Below are 17646 nucleotides of genomic sequence, written 5' to 3'. Positions count from 1 at the left end.
CCGCCACTGCGTCGACAGCCCGGAGTTATTGCATAATACTCCCCACGCCATGACTGCGCAGGGGCTGATGTCAGGAAAGGCGCGTTTCTTTGATAAGCAGGATCAGAAACGGCTGGAAGATGACTGGCTGACCGGCTTCGATAACCGCGACCGGCTGATGTTGCTGACGAAGGAGATAGCCGGGGTTACAGCAGAACTCACCGATGCCAGCCAGGCGCTACGCCATGCGAGGAGCGTGGTTAGCGAGCTGCAGTCGCAAACCCATCTTCTTGAACGTCTGCGGCAGCTGGAGTTCGAAGACATTGATGTTCCCGGCGCACAGCTCCAGCTGGCGGAATTCACCACCCGCCTGGAAAATCTGCTGCGCCCTGAATCCGACACGATGGCGGCCAGCCATGCGCTGGAGGAAGCGCAGCAACAACAGAGTCAACTGGAGCAGCAGTTTCAGCAGGCAATCAGACACTATGGCGGACTGGAAAAAAGCCTTGAAGAGGCGATGTCAGCAGCGCAAAAGTATCGCCAGATGGCCAGCGTCAGCATGAGCGATGCGCAGCGGGAACTGGCTGCCAGCCATTTCCCTTCCGTCACCCGCACACAGTTGCGGGATATCCCGGCGCTGGAACGGGAACAGGGGCGCGAGCTACAAAAGCAGCTGGATGAAATCAACGCCGAACGGCAAAAAATCAGTAGTGAACTGATAAAACGCATGTCAGATGCCCAGCGCATCGATACCGGCGCGCTGTCCGAAACAGGTCGCGAGCTGGAAGACGTCCCGGCATACCTTAAACGCTTACAGGAGCTGACCGAAGAAGCGCTGCCGGAAAAACTGCATCGTTTTACCGATTACCTTAATCGCTCCTCTGATGAAGGTGTTACCCAGCTGCTTAGCCATATTGAGCATGAAGTGTTGATCATCGAAGATCGTCTCAACGATCTTAATAACACCATGCTCAGGGTCGATTTCCAGCCGGATCGTTATCTGCGCCTGGTGGCGAAGAAGGTGATTCACGAAAGCCTGCGCACCCTGCAGAGAGCGCAGCGCCAGTTAAATGCCGCGCGCTTTGCCGATGATAACGGCGAGAGTCAGTATAAGGCGCTGCGTGAACTGGTGGATCTACTAAAAGATGCTGGTGAACGCAGCCGGACGCAGTCCGCCAGGGCGTTGCTGGATCCCCGTTTTCGTCTGGAATTTGCCGTCTCAGTGATTGACCGCACTAGCGGCGAGGTGATTGAAACCCGTACCGGTTCACAGGGCGGCAGCGGCGGGGAGAAAGAGATTATCGCCTCTTACGTGCTGACGGCATCGCTGAGCTATGCACTCTGTCCCAGTGGCAGCAGCCGGCCGCTGTTTGGCACCATTATCCTTGATGAGGCCTTTTCCCGCAGTTCACATGCGGTCGCAGGCCGGATCATTGCGGCGCTGAAAGAGTTTGGCTTACATGCCGTGTTTATCACGCCAAACAAAGAAATGCGGCTGCTGCGCCACCATACCCGCTCGGCTATCGTGGTGCACCGGCGTGAACAGCATTCCAATATCGCCTCCCTGAGCTGGGAAGAGCTGGAACACCACTATCAGAGGAGAAGTGATTATTAGTATGCACTCACCTGATGATATTGGCCGCAAGCTGGCAAAGCAGTGGCATAACGCAGGTATTCGCAGCGAGCGTCTGTTATCGCCGAAGTGCTGGCCGGTGCAGATAGCGATCGGCCGACCATCGCCCCGGGAGTTCACTGAAAATGCGCAGGAGGTACAACGTCATGTTCAGCGCTGGCGTCGGGTAAGTATCGGGCAGGTGATATGGCAGGAGATAAGTTACCGCGCCAGCCTTACGCCGGTATCAATGCCGGTTCGCTGGCTGTTATTGCGGCCTTCAGACTGGGTCAACGCCGCATCGGATCCGCAGGTAAGTCAGGAATATCGTCTGCTTGAACAGATCGTTGAGCAGGTTGATAAAGACTTTCATCCGCTATTTATTAACCAGCGCTCGCTCTGGCAACAAAAATCGCTGTCGGAGGTGATTGCCGCCGCTAAACTCGCCAGCCGCCTGGCGCCAGGTTGCGCCGCCGGGCAGCCTCTGCGTTTGCTGGCCGGGCATGGGGTTGATACCAAGTTTTTCGAAAGAAATACTCTGCTGTTAACCCGCCTGCTGGATGAACGCTTCGCCGGAGAAGCCAGCGAACAGGGGCTGACCGCGTTTCTCGATGCTTTTGATGAGAATAACCATTGGGTGCTTATCGCACCGCTGGCTCCGGGCCTGCTGCCATTCAAAAAGAGTAAAATCACCACCGCAGAGCTGGCTGAAGCCAGGTTACCCGCAGCGCGGCTGCTGGTAGTGGAAAATGAGCGCAGCATTCATCAGTTGCCGTCCCTGCCAGATACCATCGCGGTATTAGGATCCGGGCTGGATTTGCACTGGCTGGCATCGCCGTTACTGGCTGGAAAATCAGTAGGTTACTGGGGGGATATGGATAGCTGGGGATTACTGATGCTGGCCAGGGCAAGACGCCACCACCCGGCTATCGATGCGCTGTTAATGAACCAGGTTTTATTTACGCAATACGCGGCGCAAAGTGCCGTCGTTGAGCAGGTCACCGCACAGCATACGGTTCCCGACGGTTTGCTGCCGGACGAGGCGGATTTCTACCGTTATTTACTGGCGCAGCAGCAGGGCCGTTTAGAGCAGGAGTTTCTCCCTGCAGCGATAGTCGCGTCGGAGATACAGGCATGGGCAGATAAACCAGCGCTTTAAGCGGCTGCAGCTGATTTCTGTTGCGCCGTTTGTATCGGCAATCTGCTGCTTTGGTTACCAGCCGGCCACCCTGTTATTTCCTGATCCTCTCTGAGCGACTCCGTTATCCGTGGCACCGCCTCCTCAGTCAGGCGGTGCCCGGGCGCAGTGGCTTGTCGATTTAATATCATATGCGCTATAGAAAAGCACAAAATCATTGTATATAGGATATAGAAGATAATCATCACGTGGAGTAAAGATTTAAAAATCAATCAAGTAGAGAAAACCCTTGATGACATAACGCGTCGCCGGATAGTCAGCCGCGTATCTCGCTGATTGAAAAAGGTGAGACAGATGGCTCTAACACGCTGGCAAAAGTCGCCGAAGGGCTGGGTTGCGAACTGGTTTACTATCTGGTACCAAAACAGGAGAAATCACTGGCGCAATTACGAGAGGAAACGAGGCTATCACTTCGGCACCAGCTGGCGACAAACACTCAGCACCAGTTGTCGCAGCCAGCGATGAGCCGGATCGACCTCTGAACGCGGGTGCCACATCTGCGATACCGTGATCCTGCGGGTTGTTACCGGCAGCTCAAAAGCAAACAGAGTAGCAACCGCGCCATGGTCATCGGTTACCGGTTGATTAATCAGGTAGGATGCGGGCACCAGCGCCACCAGATCGGATGCCTGCGCCACCGCCAGCGCGGCAGGAAAGCCCGGCACTGCGGCGACAATCCTGCGTTGCAGACCCAATTCAGCCAGCGCTTCATCTACCGGGCCGCTTAAATTGCCACGGCGCGAAGCGACCACATGGCCGTAAGAGACGTACATTTCTGCGCTAACGACACTTTCCCGCGCCAGCGGATGTTCCTTTCTGACTACCGCGACAAACCGATCGCGGAATAGCGCCTGAATACGTATTTCCGGCCCCATATTTTCCAGCACGCCGACTTCAAGATCCACCAGCCCTTCGCGCAGATGTTTTGAACTTTTCTCCGGCTTGGGGGCAAAACGCAGACGCACCAGCGGCGCAGCCACGGCCGCCGCGGCGATAAGCGCCGCGCCAATTGCCTCGACAAAACCATCATTGGCGCGGATGGTAAAGGTTCGCTGCAGCGTAGCTAAATTCAGTGCTGATGCCGGGGGACGCAACACGGCGCGTGCCTCAAAGATGGCATGTTGCGCGCGCTCGCGTATCTGCCCGGCATAGGGCGTCAGCACCATATTGCGCCCGGCGCGCACCAGTAACGGATCGCCGGTGACGGCACGCAGGCGGCTAAGCGTCCGGCTCATCGCCGAAGCGCTTAAGCCCAGACGACGCGCAGCGCCAGCCACACTGCCCTCAGCAAGCAGCACATCAAGCGCAATCAGTAAGTTGAAGTCAGGTTCAGTCATCACCCCATAGTAGCCGCAGATCAACCCTGTGGGAAGGCGTCCGGTGCAGGTTATAACTGCAACCCATGCGTCTTCCGCCTTATCTCCCGCATAGCTATATTCTCTGCATCAATAAGGCAGAGCGGCATGCTCTGGCTTAGCTTATCCTGCTGACCTGTGGAGAGTCGCAACATGATAACCAACACCGGATTATTCTCCGACCAGCCGGGCGATGAAGGATTGCCAGGTCGTCAACGTGGTTTAGCCATGACCGCGGTAATGACCACCACCGCCATGGCGGTATTCGACGGCACCATGGTCAATATCGCCTTGCCGCAGATCGCCCGTTCGCTGGATGTTTCCGCGGCGGCGGTGATCTGGGTCGCTAATGGTTTTTTGCTGGCGGCGGCGATGACGCTGGCGATATTTGCCGCGCTGGCCAGCCGGATGGGGTTTCGCGCGCTTTTTACCTGCGGCCTGACGCTATTTACGCTGGCATCCCTCGGCTGCGCATTATCATCATCAATCAGCATGCTGATTGTGATGCGCATACTGCAGGGTATTGGCGGTGCAGCAACCCTGAGTATTGCACCTGCGATCCTGCGATCGGTTTTTCCCAACCGCCTGCTGGGGCGCATACTGGGGCTGAATGCCCTGCTGATTGCCGCCAGTACCGCTATTGCCCCGATTCTTGGCGGTACCCTGCTGGCGATAATGAGCTGGCAATGGTTATTTGCTATCAATATTCCCCTGGGCATTATTGCGCTGACGCTTTGTCTGCGGGTAATCCCCGGCAAAGCGGCGCCGGCGCGCGGGCCGTTCGATATCGCCGGCGCCATATTGTCAGCTGTCGCCCTGGGCGCACTGATTATGGCGGCGAATACCTTTTCCCGACCGGCTGATGGCGGCGTGGCAGTCAATATACTGACCACCGCCCTGGCTTACGGACTGGCGGCGCTTATCGCTGGCCTGGGGTTTATCTGGCGTCAGCGTCATGCGGCCAGTCCGTTATTACCGCTCGATATGTTCGCCTGCGCGCGCTTTACCCTAGCCGCCCTGACCTCGCTGGCATCCTTTGTCAGCCAGGGGATTACTTTTGTGGCATTACCGTTCCTGTTCCAGAGTGTTTATGGTTACAGCGCCTTTAACTCGGCGTTGCTGTTTACGCCGTGGCCGATAGGTATTGTGCTGGTCGCGCCCTGGGCCGGGCGGCTTGCCGACCGTCACCCGCCAGCCATCATTTCTACTGTTGGATTATGTCTGTTTGCTGCCGGTCTGGTGCTACTGGCACAGTTACCGGATAACCCACAGCCATGGGATATTGGCCTGCGCAGTTTGCTGTGCGGTATCGGCTTTGGTTGCTTTCAAAGCCCGAATAACCGCGAGATGCTGTCGAATGCTTCGCGTGAGAACAGCGGCTACGCCTCAGGGGTGCTGGCGATAATGCGCACTTTCGGCCAGTGTCTGGGGGCGGCTTTGGTTGGGGTGATTTTATCGGCCGGTGCGCAACCGCTGACAACGACGCTACAGGAGGCGATGGCGGTACGATTAACTCTGTGGCTGGCGGTCGGCGGGACAGTTCTGGCGATTGGCGTCAGTTTTAGCCGGTTGTGGGGAAGACCGGGACTGGTGCAGCAATAGTTGCAGAGGCAGGTGAATTGCCTGAATTTCACTATTCCCCTGCTCCCGACCTCTGTGCTCTGCTGCCAGGCCGTTGCCACAGGCCCCCTGCAACTTTTGATTCAAAAGGGAGCAGGGAGCACCATAATCGTGCAAATTAACCCTTCCTGGTATTGCCGCCCTGAATCTGGCTAAACAGCATCTCCAGCTGTTTCATCATCATTGATGCCGCCAGAGAGAGCTGCCGTGAAGGGGAGATACATAGCGCCAGAGTAAATGATTTTAGCTGGGGGTCGGTAAGCGGGATAAACGCCAGCTGGTCACTGAGGATCTCATCAAGGATATCCAGCCGGCATAATACACCAATCCCGATTTGCTCTTTAATCAGTGAGCGAATCATATGAATATTATTAGAAACAGCCACTTCCTTAATCATCGCCCCATTAATATTCACCAGCGCATCAACCGGCTCGCACAGCATCAGCGGCGGAGACGGAATGATAAACGGGTATTCAATACACTGATTAAAACGCACGCCACTTCTGCCCTCCAGCGGGTGCCCTTTGGGGACCACAATACCAATATTAATTTCCGCAAACGCCCGCACCTGCAACTCCTTCGACGTTTGCGGGTTCAGCATAATGCCGAAATCCGCCTCGCCGGAGATCAGCGCCTGCTGAATATCGATGTTGTTCATGGTGGTCAATGTAAACGAGATGTTTGGATATTCGTCATGCACCTTCTTCAGCATGGTCGAAAAAAAATTGCGGTTAATCGCATCAATAGTGGCAATACGCACATGCCCGCGCCGGAGACCACGCAAATCATCAAGCTGCTCACAGACGCGGCTGAAATCCTTTTTCCAGTTATTCGCCGCATGCAGTAGCAGTTCACCCGCCGCGGTCAGCCGCAGCCCGGTGGGATGGCGTTCAAACAGCGGCATCGCCAGCTCTTTCTCAACCCGCAGTATCTGCCGGTCGATGGATGAAGCGGCAACATGCAGGGTTTCAGAGGCTTTGCGAAACGACCCCTGACGGGCAACTTCAGTGAAATACAGCAGAAACCGGGAGAATGCGAACATAGTTAAGGCGCTCTCTTTTTTGCAACGGGTTGTGCGAATCAAAGCTCTGGACGCAACAGTTTTATCACAATAACGTAGCATTCAGCACAATGGAAACATTCGTTTCACAGCGAGACAGACAACGGCAGTAGCGCCAGCGTGCCTGATTTTTAGCTGTAATACAGCGGAGCGGCATCAACCCCCTTTCTATTTTGTCACGGTAAAAGATAATGAAACACACTGAGCTGATTCCGGTAACAGTTAAGACGATTAGCGAGAATGGCCAGGGGAATCTTTCCTTACAGCTTATCGCCCGGCAAGGTGGTGTGTTACCGGCTTATTCCGCCGGTGCGCATATAGATGTGTTTATTCCCGACAGCGGTCCCCGGCAATATTCACTCTGTTCGGAAGTCAGCAACGGAGAATATTATGAAATCTGCGTAAAACTGGCAGAGTTATCTGCCGGTGGCTCGCATTTTATTCACCATCATCTGCGGCCTGGTGACAGCCTGAATATCTCTGCGCCGCGTAATCATTTTCCGCTGCCGGCTGCCGGGCGCTACCTGCTGTTCGCTGGTGGGATCGGTATTACTCCGCTGCTGGCAATGGCCGAAGAGATCGCCCGTCAGGGCATTGCTTTTGAACTGCATTACTACGTTTCCCATCAGCAGGAGACCGCGTTCAGCCATCGCTTCACTGCAGCGGCGCTGGCTGACCATCTCTTCCTGCATTACAGCGATGCCGGTGATTCTCTGCGGCATACCATCCCGGCCGCTTTATCTTCTCCGCATCCCGATACCGCCGTTATTGCCTGCGGTCCGGACGGTTTTATCCGCCGCCTGCAGGAGATAATGCAACTCCATCACTGGCAGCCGGCGCAATTATCGTTTGAACGATTTACCCATCCTGAAACGGATAAGCAGGCAGAGAACCAGAGTTTTTATATTGAACTGAATTCCAGCGGTCAGCGTTTTCTGGTCAGCCCTGAGCAGACCATTGCCGAAGTGTTATTAACGGCCAGGGTCGACGTTATGCTTTCCTGCGAACAGGGAATTTGTGGCTCCTGTATTACCGACGTTATCGACGGTATTCCCGACCACAGAGATTGCGTGCTTAGCGATGAAGAAAAAGCGGAGAACACACAGATAACCCTGTGCTGTTCTCGTTCCAAAAGCCCGGTTCTGGTGCTGGACCTGTAATGCTGCGCGGAGTCAGAAGATGAGGATAAGCCTTCCCCCAACGCCGCTGCAGGGCATCAGCAACGCCCGCCTGCCCGCCTGGGCGCTCCCCGCCGACTGGCCGCAGCAGAATGGCGAGCCGCTGACGGCTGATATTCGTTTTGACGCCGGGAAGATTTCCGCGCTGATGCCGTCTGCGCAGCCACAGCCTGACTTACACCACCTCGGCGGCGCATTAGTGCTGCCGGGGCTGACTGAGCCCCATGCCCATCTGGATAAGACCTTTACCATCGGGCGCAGCCAGCCAGCCGCGCCAGGACTGTTAGCCGCCATTGCGGCCATGCACCAGGATCGTCAGCACTGGAGCGCCGCCGATATTCATCAGCGCGCAGCCAGAGGGCTGGCGCGCGCAGCGGCCAATGGCGTCACGCATTTACGCACGCATATTGACTGGTTCGCCCCGACGCCGCCGCTTGCCTGGCTGGAGATGGCAACACTTACCCGGCCGGGCATCACCCTGGAACGGGTGGCGCTGGCGCCGCTCGGCTTTTTCGCCAGTGCGGAAACCGCAGACAGCATTGCCCGCGCCGTGGCGCAAAGCGGTAAACACTGCTTACTGGGTGGATTTATTCATTCGTCAAACTGGGATCCGCTGGCGATGGAAAATCTGATGCTCAGCGCCGCCCGCTGGCAGCTGGATTTGGATTTGCATATTGATGAGGAGCTGAGCGACAGCGCAACCGGGCTGGTGTGGCTGGCAGAGTACCTGTCGCGCCGCCCTTTCCCCGGTCATATTTGCTGCAGCCACGGCTGTGCGCTGGCATCCGGCAGCGAACAACAGGCAAAACAGGTGCTGGCGTTACTGGCCGAACAGCGCGTTACGTTAATCGCCCTGCCAATGACCAACCTGCTGTTGCAGGATGCGGTTACTGGCCGGACGCCGCGTCAGCGCGGGCTGACGCTGGTAAAAGAGGCGACAGCAGCCGGTATTCCGCTGCTGCTGGGCTGCGACAACGTACAGGATGCCTTCTGCCCGGCGGGCAGCTATGACCCGCTGGATACGCTGGCCTGCGGACTGTTTGCCGCCCAGCTGGATCATGCTTTCGACCAGCAGTCGCGGCTGATCTGTGATGTGGCGGCGCTGACCGGCGCTGGCCCCGGCGGCTCGCCGTTTGCCGTCGGTAATGCCGCCAGTATGGTGATTTTCCCGGATAGCGACCGCTTTAGCTGGCCATTAAACAGTGCTGCCCGCCAGGTGATTCACCACGGCAGGCTTATCTATCAACGGATGTGGGAGCAGGAATTTACTTATGAGTCTTGAAGCGGGTGCAGGCAAACCCCTCGCGCAATATGCCGCCTGGCGTCGCGCCGGTGATTTCATCTTTCTCTCCGGCATTATTCCCGTCAACCCGCTAAGCGCGACCATCGTGCGCGGTTTTCAGGATATTCCCGCCGACGCCCGCCAGCTGCTGGGTGAAACCGGTGAGTTTTCCACGGATGCCAAACAGGGGCCGATTCTTGCTCAGAGCTGGTATGTGCTGGAGAGCATCCGCCAGACCATTGAGTCGGCTGGCGGCGAAATGAGCGACGTCATCAAGCTGGTGCAATATTTCCGCAACCTCGACCACTTCCCCTATTACAGCCGGGTAAGAAAGCTGTTTTACCCCGGACAGCCGCCGGTCTCTACCGTCGTGCAGGTCAGCGAAATGCTGCCATCGGCAGAGGTACTGATTGAAGTTGAAGCCACGGCATGGTTGCCACAATAATTTCTGACGCAGAGGCACAGATATGATCAACGGTTATATTCCCGCAGAACGCTTTCTTCCGTTCCTTAGCTGGACAGCGATTGCTGCTCTGCCCGACAAAGCCAATACCGTTATCGTTTTACCGACCGGCGCCATTGAGCAGCATGGCCCTCATCTGCCGTGCTCGGTAGACAGCGTTATCTCCTCCGGGGTGGCGGGCCATGCGCTGGCGCGCCTGCCGGATAATATTCCGGCGTATGCCATCCCGCCGATTACTTACGGTAAATCAGATGAGCATCTGAATTTTCCCGGCACCCTGACCCTGACCGGCGATACGCTGCTGCAAACCCTCCTCGAAGTGGCGGAATCCCTTTATCGCGCCGGTTTTCGTAAGCTGTTGATGATTAACGGCCATGGCGGGCAACCGCAGGTATTGCAGATGGCGGCGCGTGAAATGCGTCTGCGTCACGGCGATATGGTTATTATCCCGCACGGCGTGTTTAACGTACCGAACGTGGAAAAACAGTTCCTCAGCGCCCAGGAACAAAAAATGGCGATGCACGCCGGCCACAGTGAAACCGCCGTTATGCTGGCTCTGGCGCCGGAGTGCGTCCATATGGAACACGCGGTCGCCAACTATCCGCCGGAATTCCCCTGCCCGACGCTCTCTGACAGCCGGCCGGTGGCCGCCTGGGCATCTTACGATTTTGGCCCCAGCGGTGTGATTGGCGACCCAACCGGGGCGACTGCCGCGCAGGGTCATGCCATCCTCGATTCCCTTGCCGCCAGCTGGGCGCAGGCCATCACCGAGATCCACCAAATGGAATGGCTGGTACGCAGTGAACCCACCTGGGGCAAACACCACTGGAACGGTTTTGTGCAGTCCACTTTTACTCCACCTTCGTCCTCTTTTGTTGCTGAATAAAAGGAACTCCCGCGATGAAAAATATGCGTACCCCGGCTTATACCCTGCTTACCCTGTGGCTGATCGGCGCCCCGACTGCCAGCATGGCCGAAGAAAAATTCACTTTCCTCACCAACTGGTACGCTCAGGCGGAACATGGCGGCTTCTACGAAGCGCAGGCGAAAGGTTTGTACCAGGATGCCGGGCTTGATGTCACCATCAAAATGGGCGGACCGCAGGTTAACGTGATGCAGCTGATGGCCGCAGGCCAGGCTGACTGTACACTCGGTGACAACGGGCAGGCGCTGGAAACCTGGCAGGCGGGGGTACATGCGATGACGGTTGCCACCGTATTCCAGCACTCTCCAACGGTATTTATCAGCCACGATAAGATAGATAAACCGCAGGAATTAAAAGATAAAACCTTCCTGCTGGCGACCGAGGCTTACACCTCGTTCTGGCCATGGGCGAAAAGCGAACTCGGCTTCGGCAATACTAAGGTACGTCCTTATACCTTTAGCGTGCAGCCGTTCCTCGCCGACAATAATCTGGTGCAGCAAGGCTATGTCACCTCGGAACCTTTCTCGGTCGCCAAAGGCGGCAAACCGTTCTACGTTTATCCGCTCAGTGACTGGGGCTACCCTCCGTATGGCAACTCGATCATTTGTATGGCGGATAGCGTGAAGAAACGTCCGGCGGCTATCGCCGCCTTTGTTAAAGCCTCAATGCAGGGCTGGAAAGCGTATCTGCAGGATCCCACCGCTGGCAACCAGCTGATCCAGAAGGATAATCCAAAGATGGGCGCCGACCAGATTGAATTTGGCATCGCCCAGATGAAGAAATACCAGCTGGTCACCGGCGGCGATGCGCAGACCGGCGGTATCGGCATTATTACCGAACCGCGCCTGAAAAAGACCTGGGATATGTTAGTGAAAAACAAGCTGATCGATGCTGATAAAGTGCCGTTTGAGCAGACCTATACCCTTGAGATGATCAAAAACGCCGGGGTTACACCATGAGCCCTGCCCGCAAACTGACGATGATGAGCGACATTCGTCATGCCCGTGAGCCGCTAACCGCGGCCATTGAGGTACTGTCGGCAGAGAAAATCTACAGCAATGGCACCCGTGCGCTGCTGCCGGTTAATCTCACCATCAACCAGGGTGAGTTTGTCACCCTGCTGGGGCCTTCCGGCTGTGGCAAAAGTACCCTGCTGAAGATGATCGCCGGTCTGGTGCAACCCAGCGACGGCAGGCTGATGCTGTGGCGGCGCGACAGCCGGGAAAAAGCCCGGGAGCCGCTCTCCTTCGTGTTTCAGGAAGCCACGCTGATGCCATGGAGCAACGTGCACAACAACGTGCGTCTGCCGCTGGATCTGGCCGGTGTGCCGCGCGCGGAGGCGGACACCCGGGTCCGCGAAGCGCTGGAACTGGTCGGGCTGGGCAAGTTTGCCAAAGTGCTGCCGCGTGAGCTTTCCGGCGGGATGCAAATGCGCGTTTCCATCGCCCGCGGGCTGGTCACCCGGCCCAAATTATTACTGATGGATGAGCCGTTTGGCGCGCTTGATGAAATCACCCGCAATAAGCTCGACAGTGACCTGCTGCGCCTGTGGCAGGAGCAGGGGCTGACCATCGTATTTGTCACCCACTCGATTCATGAGGCGGTATTTCTCTCCCAGCGGGTGGTGATGATGGCGGCGCGGCCGGGACGCGTAGTGGAAGATATCGCCATTACCGAGCCTTTCCCGCGCAACGATGATTTCCGGGTCAGCCCGGCGTTTGCACGCGATGCCCGGCGCCTGCAGGACAGTCTGCTACAGGCCAGCCAGTCCGGATTGGAGTAACCGTATGAATACCCGTAAAGCTTCACCGTGGATCAATAACCCACGCTTTCTTAAGATCTTCTATCCGGCGCTGGTGGCGGTAATAGTGGTGTTGCTGTGGCAGGGATCGGTCAGCTACTTTAAGATCCCCCAGTTCCTGGTGCCTTCGCCGCTGGTGATGCTGCACAGCCTGTGGCTTAACCTCGCATCGCTGATGATGTCGCTGCTATTCACCCTGAAAATCACGCTGATCTCATTTCTGCTGTCGATTATCATCGGCGCCGCCGTGGCCTTTGTACTGGTACAAAACCGCTTTGTGGAAACGGCGCTGTTTCCCTACATTGTGTTTCTGCAGGTGACGCCGATTGTCGCGATTGCGCCGCTGATTATCATCTGGGTCAAAGACACCACCCTCTCGCTGGTGGTGTGCTCAACGCTGATGGCGGTATTCCCGATTATTTCCAATACCACCCAGGGGCTGCGCAGCGTCTCGCCTGGCCTGCTGAGCTATTTCCAGCTGAGCCATGCCAGCCGCTTACAGATCCTGGTGCGCCTGCGTATCCCTTCCGCTCTGCCCTACTTTTTTGGCGCGTTGCGTATTTCCAGCGGGCTTTCGCTGATTGGCGCGGTGGTGGCGGAGTTTGTTGCCGGTGCCGGCGGCACCAATACCGGCCTGGCTTATCAGATATTGCAGGCAGGCTACCAGCTGGATATTCCACTGATGTTCGCCGCCCTGCTGTTAATTTCACTAACCGGCATTGTGCTGTTTGGGGTGATGTCGTGGATATCCCGCCTGGCATTAAGCGCCTGGCATGAAAGCGAAGCCGTGCAGTCCCATTAACTTATTTATTACGGGCGGATTAAAAAGAATATGGACAGTGAACAACGTAAGAGCGCGCTAGCCCTGATACAGCAGGCACTTCCTGACCTGGAGTGGACCTTACAGCCAGCAAAGGTCAAACGTCTGTCGCGTGATTTTCACTGGTTCAGTCCGGTACTGAGCCAGCAGCTGGAAGGTAAGCAGGCTGATGCGGTGGTGCGTCCACATGATGAGCAACAGCTACGTCTGCTGGTTGCCGCCTGCGTGCAACATAACCTGCCGCTGATTTTGCGCGGCGGGGCGACCGGCAACTATGGTCAGTTAGTGCCGCTGCACGGCGGTATTCTTGTCGATATGACCGCCCTGAATCAGGTGTGCGAGTTCAAAGATGGCGTGGTACGCGCGCAGGCCGGTATTCGCCTGGCGGAAATCGAAACGTTAACCCGCCCGGCGGGCTGGGAACTGCGCTGTATGCCGTCAACCTACCGGCTGGCCAGCCTCGGTGGTCTGTATGGCGGCGGCTTTGGCGGCATTGGTTCGATTAATTATGGACCGCTGGGCGCGCCGGGCAATGTGCTCAGCGTAAAAGTGATGACCATGGAGGCCGAACCGCGCATTGTAACCATTCCGGCACCGCAGGCGCTGCTGTTACACCATGCCTACGGCAGCAATGGCATTATTCTGGAGATTGAGCTGGCGCTGGCTCCCGCTCACCGCTGGACAGAGCGGCTGGACGTGTTTGATGATTTTACTGATGCGCTGGATTACGCCAATGCCTTTGCCCGTTCGCCCGGACTGATTAAACGCCAGATTGCGCTGTTTGCCGCGCCGATCCCCGGCTATTTCAGCCATTTGAAACAGCATTATCAGGCACATCAGCACGCCGTTATCAGCATCATCGCCAGTGAAAGCGAAGGCCTGTGTGAAGGCTTACTGCGCAAACACCGCGGGCAGTCGGCAGTGCGTCAGGCAGCGGAACAGGCGCGGGAAAGCAACAGCTCGCTGATGGAATATTGCTGGAACCACACCACGCTACATGCCCTGAAGGTCGACAGCTCCCTGACCTATCTGCAAACCGCCTTTAATTACCATCATTACCCTGAACAGATCCTGCAGATGGATAAGCTGTTTGGTGATGAGGTGATGTCCCATATTGAGTTTCTGCGCGACAACGATGGCAATATCACCGCCAGTGGATTGCAGCTGGTGCGTTATTCAACCGAAGAACGCTTAAATGAAATCATGCAAATATTCCGCGATCATGATGTGAAAATAAATAACCCACATGTATTCCGCATTGAAGATGGCAAGCAGGGCAATATCCGCCCTGAAGTGGTCGCCGTTAAGCAATGTTTTGACCCGAATGGCTTACTGAATCCCGGTAAGCTGCGTGGCTGGGAAGTTCGCGATACATTGATACTGGATGATAATCCGCTGTTATAAGCTGAAAGATGATCCCCGCATATAATCTGTGGATTCTGGCGGCATCTATTTAACGCTTAATCACTTTTCCCGGTGCCTTTACCGGGAAATATTGTTTGGGGAATATGGTGAGTCCCCGTTTCCGGCGAGAATTGTGGTTACGCAGCTAGTTAAGTATGCGACTTTCCCCTCAAGCACATGCTTTCCAGAAAAGCCAGATATGCTATATGGTGTATCCGGCGGAAAAAAAGGGGGGGATGACCGCGGCCAAACCCTTCGCGGACAGAAATACCCGCAGGTTAAATCAGCTAAAAGAATCGATACTTAATGACGGAGACTGGCTACCAGCGCGAGTAGTGAGTGTGCGGGCGGGTTCTGATGCTTCAGTTAAAAATCCGAGCGCGGTGCCTGACCGCTGGAAACATAAGAGTAAATTTTTTGCTGTGCCTTCAAAAGGTATAGCTGGCTGGGCAGCCAGAAATCCATGTAGTTCCAGTTAATGGGATGGACTACCTCCTCCCCTGAGTGAAAGGCATAACTCTCGCGAATAGATTTTCCACTAAATATTTTTCGAGTCACCGTCTTGGTAAGCTAATCCATTTCTCTCCGAATATTCTGGAGCATACCTATACCGTTCAATTATCTCTTCCATTTTATTTATATATCTATTCCTCAAAGTAAATCATATAGCCAAATATGAGGAAAAAGAGTTTTCTAATGCCTTTTTATTACTCATCAAAGGACCACAAGAACAGTGCCAAATGTATTCAGCTGGTTAAGAGCTATCAAAAAGGAATTCGCTCTGCTTGCCGGCTTAGCCCCGCAAAGACAGGCTCACTGATCTGCGGAGGGAAACCATCTGGTAGCATAGCCTGAACGCTTGCTATCACCTGAGTTGTTTGCTGCTTCATCTCTGCCAGTAGTTGTTCTGCCAGCTGTTGTGGAAATCCAACCCCATGGGCTGTGGACAGGAAATGGCGGGGCATAAGAGTGCTCCAGTGGAAATGGCGGTTACGTCCGGACAGTGCCATTGCCATTTTGGCTTTTTTTGCCGGGATGCCCTGCGGGTGCATCAAAGGGAAAGCGGACATAACGTCATACAACGGCGTCATACGATAAGCGCTATTGGGCTCAATAAACACGCTGAAGTTTTTCGCATGCCCATCAATGGCGGCAAGCATCCAGAACAGAATTTGGCTTTTGAAAAACGTTTCACGATCCTGAAATGGCTGCTGAGAACCCAGCAATAAGTCCATGCTGCTGGCTACTCCCGGTCCACCATCCGACTCATACTTAAGTGCCGGCGCAACACCCAGCGACTGGCAAAAATCCTCGGTCGGCAGACGCATTAGCCACTGATGATTACTTGCCCAGCGCCGGTCAAAACGCTCGACAATCAGAGCCTTCTGACCACCAAAATACCCGATTTGTGTATTAGCAACAGTTAGCCCATATGCAGCAACAATTTTCGAACACAGCCACTCATTTTCAACGCTCTCGCTAAGATCAATCCCGTTAGTTGCAATATAACCAATAGGTAGCTTAAAAATATGGCTGGTCGGTGTGCTGCCATGCGGGCGACACCATTGCTGGTTATGCCAGAGTAGTGCGGTTTTTTCCTGTGCGCCTGCCAGTGAAATACGAAAATCATCTACATCTGCATTCATACCAAGCGGAGCTTCCCGATACCCTTGCAGTAACGCCTCGATTTCCCTCTCATTCAGAGGCTCGGTATTAACTTCCTGTACTGAAGGGATTTCCGCACCTTGTGGCCAGAGCTGAATTGCTCCGACACAATCCATACCAATTCGGGAAAGCAAATCGAACGGTTGCTTTGTTGGAGACCTGAATCGCGACTGGATACGTGTACGAATCTGTTCGCTATCAGGCAGAAGATTATCAAAGAAGTTATACACTACTCCGCCGCGATATCGTTCTTCACGCAATGGCATTGAAAGAGAGATGGCTCGAGCCCCTGCCCGCTCAAGCCATTCATTCAGATAGAAAAAAGAGAGCTCTCCACCCAAAGCTTTCTCCAGTATGCCAACCTGAATACCGTTAAGTGCAACTGTTAGTCTTTCCATAAGTTACCACTCCTGATCCCAGCCTTCTTTTGCTTTTTCCTTGCTGTTACGGCTGACTACCTGGAGTTCAAGATCGAGAACCGCAAGCAGCCTGAACAACGTATCCAGACGAGTTCCTTCAGGATGATTCTCAAACTCAGAAATTGTCGATTGCTTCATATTGACACTCTCCGCAGCCGCGCGCTGAGTCAGCTTGCGCTGTTTACGTGCATTTCTGACGGACTGCGCCAACATTTTCGGTGAGGTTATATTCATTTAATCCCCCATAGCAGATATTTTCAGTGTATCCGCTTTAGGGGATAAAGCAAGATTATCCTCTATGAGGGATAAAGAAAATTTATCGGTGTCAGGGGATAAAACAGTTATATCTTAATGCCAGGGTGTGAACTGATCCGCTGCTTCGGGGCCAGCTAAAACTTGCAATGTATCTGGCGTTTTGCGAGAGGAAGCTTTGCAGGCCCGGACTACCTACCGGATAGTACGAAATCAGTATCGTTGAGGGAGGCTTAATGGTTTCGGTGCTTAATGCACAGACACAAAAAAGCCCCATGCGTGAGCATGAGGCTTCTTAACCGGCGGCATAAATGCCGCCCTTTCAATTTGATGCCTGGCAGTTCCCTACTCTCGCATGGGGAGACCCCACACTACCATCGGCGCTACGGCGTTTCACTTCTGAGTTCGGCATGGGGTCAGGTGGGACCACCGCGCTACAGCCGCCAGGCAAATTCTTTGTGCATAAAACGAACCTTTTGCGCTGCTGCAGCACAAAACCCTTCGTTTCCGCAGATTCTTTATCCGTGAACTGAGCTGAAAATTGTTGTCTCTGTGCTGTTATCAGCACGGGCGGCATGAATGCCGCCCCTACATACTCACCAAAACACTTCTG

General features: G+C 55.1%; 15 protein-coding genes and 1 rRNA gene. 11 read left to right on the top strand and 5 right to left on the bottom strand.

The features are described 5' to 3' along the window. Positions 1 to 247 precede the first annotated feature (247 nt). The gene (locus tag JWF83_RS10085; protein ID WP_413650325.1) at positions 248 to 1594 is read left to right on the top strand and encodes an SbcC/MukB-like Walker B domain-containing protein; all 1347 of its coding nucleotides are present in this window, start codon (positions 248 to 250) and stop codon (positions 1592 to 1594) included. Position 1595: 1 nt separating this feature from the next. Further along, a complete protein-coding gene (locus JWF83_RS10080; protein ID WP_413650076.1) occupies positions 1596 to 2750 on the top strand; it encodes a DUF3322 domain-containing protein in 1155 nt (384 codons plus the stop codon). A 446-nt stretch (positions 2751 to 3196) separates the two neighbouring features. Here the strand turns inward: JWF83_RS10080 and JWF83_RS10075 are convergent, their stop codons facing one another. Beyond that, positions 3197 to 4126 (bottom strand): LysR family transcriptional regulator, encoded by a 930-nt coding sequence (locus tag JWF83_RS10075; protein WP_413650324.1) that lies wholly within the window; start codon positions 4124 to 4126, stop codon positions 3197 to 3199. A 171-nt stretch (positions 4127 to 4297) separates the two neighbouring features. Between JWF83_RS10075 and JWF83_RS10070 the strand changes: the two genes are divergently transcribed. After that, the gene (locus JWF83_RS10070; RefSeq protein WP_413650075.1) at positions 4298 to 5746 is read left to right on the top strand and encodes an MFS transporter; all 1449 of its coding nucleotides are present in this window, start codon (positions 4298 to 4300) and stop codon (positions 5744 to 5746) included. A gap of 136 nt (positions 5747 to 5882) precedes the next feature. Here the strand turns inward: JWF83_RS10070 and JWF83_RS10065 are convergent, their stop codons facing one another. Then, complete coding sequence (locus JWF83_RS10065; RefSeq protein ID WP_413650074.1) at positions 5883 to 6806, bottom strand: LysR family transcriptional regulator; 924 nt, start codon at positions 6804 to 6806, stop codon at positions 5883 to 5885. Positions 6807 to 7015: 209 nt separating this feature from the next. Here JWF83_RS10065 and JWF83_RS10060 point away from each other — a divergent pair, with 209 nt between their 5' ends. Genes JWF83_RS10060 through JWF83_RS10025 form a run of 8 tightly spaced genes read left to right on the top strand, consistent with a single transcriptional unit; the run spans position 7016 to position 14697 of the window. Continuing rightward, positions 7016 to 7984: a PDR/VanB family oxidoreductase gene (locus JWF83_RS10060; protein ID WP_413650073.1), complete on the top strand. Its 969-nt coding sequence runs from the start codon at positions 7016 to 7018 to the stop codon at positions 7982 to 7984. A gap of 19 nt (positions 7985 to 8003) precedes the next feature. Next, positions 8004 to 9284, top strand: a complete 1281-nt coding sequence (locus JWF83_RS10055; RefSeq protein WP_413650072.1) for an amidohydrolase family protein — start codon at positions 8004 to 8006, stop codon at positions 9282 to 9284. After that, positions 9274 to 9729: a RidA family protein gene (locus JWF83_RS10050; RefSeq protein ID WP_413650071.1), complete on the top strand. Its 456-nt coding sequence runs from the start codon at positions 9274 to 9276 to the stop codon at positions 9727 to 9729. Before JWF83_RS10055 ends, JWF83_RS10050 begins: the two co-directional genes overlap by 11 nt. Before the next feature lie 22 nt (positions 9730 to 9751). Beyond that, positions 9752 to 10633 carry a creatininase family protein gene (locus tag JWF83_RS10045; RefSeq protein ID WP_413650070.1) on the top strand — a complete coding sequence of 294 codons (882 nt, stop codon included), beginning with the start codon at positions 9752 to 9754 and terminating at the stop codon, positions 10631 to 10633. Positions 10634 to 10647: 14 nt separating this feature from the next. After that, positions 10648 to 11631, top strand: a complete 984-nt coding sequence (locus JWF83_RS10040; protein ID WP_413650069.1) for an ABC transporter substrate-binding protein — start codon at positions 10648 to 10650, stop codon at positions 11629 to 11631. Further along, on the top strand, positions 11628 to 12455 hold the full coding sequence (locus JWF83_RS10035; protein WP_413650068.1) for an ABC transporter ATP-binding protein: 828 nt from the start codon (positions 11628 to 11630) through the stop codon (positions 12453 to 12455). The genes JWF83_RS10040 and JWF83_RS10035 overlap by 4 nt, the downstream gene beginning before the upstream one ends. Positions 12456 to 12459: 4 nt before the next feature. Further along, entirely contained in the window at positions 12460 to 13275 is an 816-nt protein-coding gene (locus JWF83_RS10030; protein WP_413650067.1) for an ABC transporter permease, read from the top strand. 30 nt (positions 13276 to 13305) lie between these two features. Continuing rightward, positions 13306 to 14697 (top strand): FAD-binding oxidoreductase, encoded by a 1392-nt coding sequence (locus JWF83_RS10025; protein ID WP_413650066.1) that lies wholly within the window; start codon positions 13306 to 13308, stop codon positions 14695 to 14697. Positions 14698 to 15461: 764 nt separating this feature from the next. On the opposite strand, the gene JWF83_RS10020 is transcribed toward JWF83_RS10025, so the two are convergent. The 3 genes from JWF83_RS10020 to rrf form a co-directional block, all read right to left on the bottom strand. Then, on the bottom strand, positions 15462 to 16760 hold the full coding sequence (locus tag JWF83_RS10020; RefSeq protein ID WP_413650065.1) for a type II toxin-antitoxin system HipA family toxin: 1299 nt from the start codon (positions 16758 to 16760) through the stop codon (positions 15462 to 15464). Positions 16761 to 16763: 3 nt separating this feature from the next. Beyond that, the gene (locus tag JWF83_RS10015) at positions 16764 to 17015 is read right to left on the bottom strand and encodes a helix-turn-helix domain-containing protein (protein WP_413650064.1); all 252 of its coding nucleotides are present in this window, start codon (positions 17013 to 17015) and stop codon (positions 16764 to 16766) included. A gap of 350 nt (positions 17016 to 17365) precedes the next feature. Further along, positions 17366 to 17481 (bottom strand): 5S ribosomal RNA (gene rrf / locus JWF83_RS10010). Positions 17482 to 17646: the final 165 nt, after the last annotated feature.

The sequence above is a fragment of the Pantoea sp. B65 genome, assembly GCF_047308185.1.
Classification (GTDB): Bacteria; Pseudomonadota; Gammaproteobacteria; order Enterobacterales; family Enterobacteriaceae; genus Erwinia.
This window is presented reverse-complemented; position numbering and strand designations above follow the sequence as displayed.

What these genes read in the sequence shown, in the direction of transcription:
- JWF83_RS10080 (WP_413650076.1), top strand. Translation starts at nt 1,596, where the DNA reads ATGCACTCACCTGATGATATTGGCCGCAAGCTGGCAAAGCAGTGGCAT.
- JWF83_RS10075 (WP_413650324.1), bottom strand. Translation starts at nt 4,126, where the DNA reads ATGACTGAACCTGACTTCAACTTACTGATTGCGCTTGATGTGCTGCTT.
- JWF83_RS10070 (WP_413650075.1), top strand. Translation starts at nt 4,298, where the DNA reads ATGATAACCAACACCGGATTATTCTCCGACCAGCCGGGCGATGAAGGA.
- JWF83_RS10065 (WP_413650074.1), bottom strand. Translation starts at nt 6,806, where the DNA reads ATGTTCGCATTCTCCCGGTTTCTGCTGTATTTCACTGAAGTTGCCCGT.
- JWF83_RS10060 (WP_413650073.1), top strand. Translation starts at nt 7,016, where the DNA reads ATGAAACACACTGAGCTGATTCCGGTAACAGTTAAGACGATTAGCGAG.
- JWF83_RS10055 (WP_413650072.1), top strand. Translation starts at nt 8,004, where the DNA reads ATGAGGATAAGCCTTCCCCCAACGCCGCTGCAGGGCATCAGCAACGCC.
- JWF83_RS10050 (WP_413650071.1), top strand. Translation starts at nt 9,274, where the DNA reads ATGAGTCTTGAAGCGGGTGCAGGCAAACCCCTCGCGCAATATGCCGCC.
- JWF83_RS10045 (WP_413650070.1), top strand. Translation starts at nt 9,752, where the DNA reads ATGATCAACGGTTATATTCCCGCAGAACGCTTTCTTCCGTTCCTTAGC.
- JWF83_RS10040 (WP_413650069.1), top strand. Translation starts at nt 10,648, where the DNA reads ATGAAAAATATGCGTACCCCGGCTTATACCCTGCTTACCCTGTGGCTG.
- JWF83_RS10035 (WP_413650068.1), top strand. Translation starts at nt 11,628, where the DNA reads ATGAGCCCTGCCCGCAAACTGACGATGATGAGCGACATTCGTCATGCC.
- JWF83_RS10030 (WP_413650067.1), top strand. Translation starts at nt 12,460, where the DNA reads ATGAATACCCGTAAAGCTTCACCGTGGATCAATAACCCACGCTTTCTT.
- JWF83_RS10025 (WP_413650066.1), top strand. Translation starts at nt 13,306, where the DNA reads ATGGACAGTGAACAACGTAAGAGCGCGCTAGCCCTGATACAGCAGGCA.
- JWF83_RS10020 (WP_413650065.1), bottom strand. Translation starts at nt 16,760, where the DNA reads ATGGAAAGACTAACAGTTGCACTTAACGGTATTCAGGTTGGCATACTG.
- JWF83_RS10015 (WP_413650064.1), bottom strand. Translation starts at nt 17,015, where the DNA reads ATGAATATAACCTCACCGAAAATGTTGGCGCAGTCCGTCAGAAATGCA.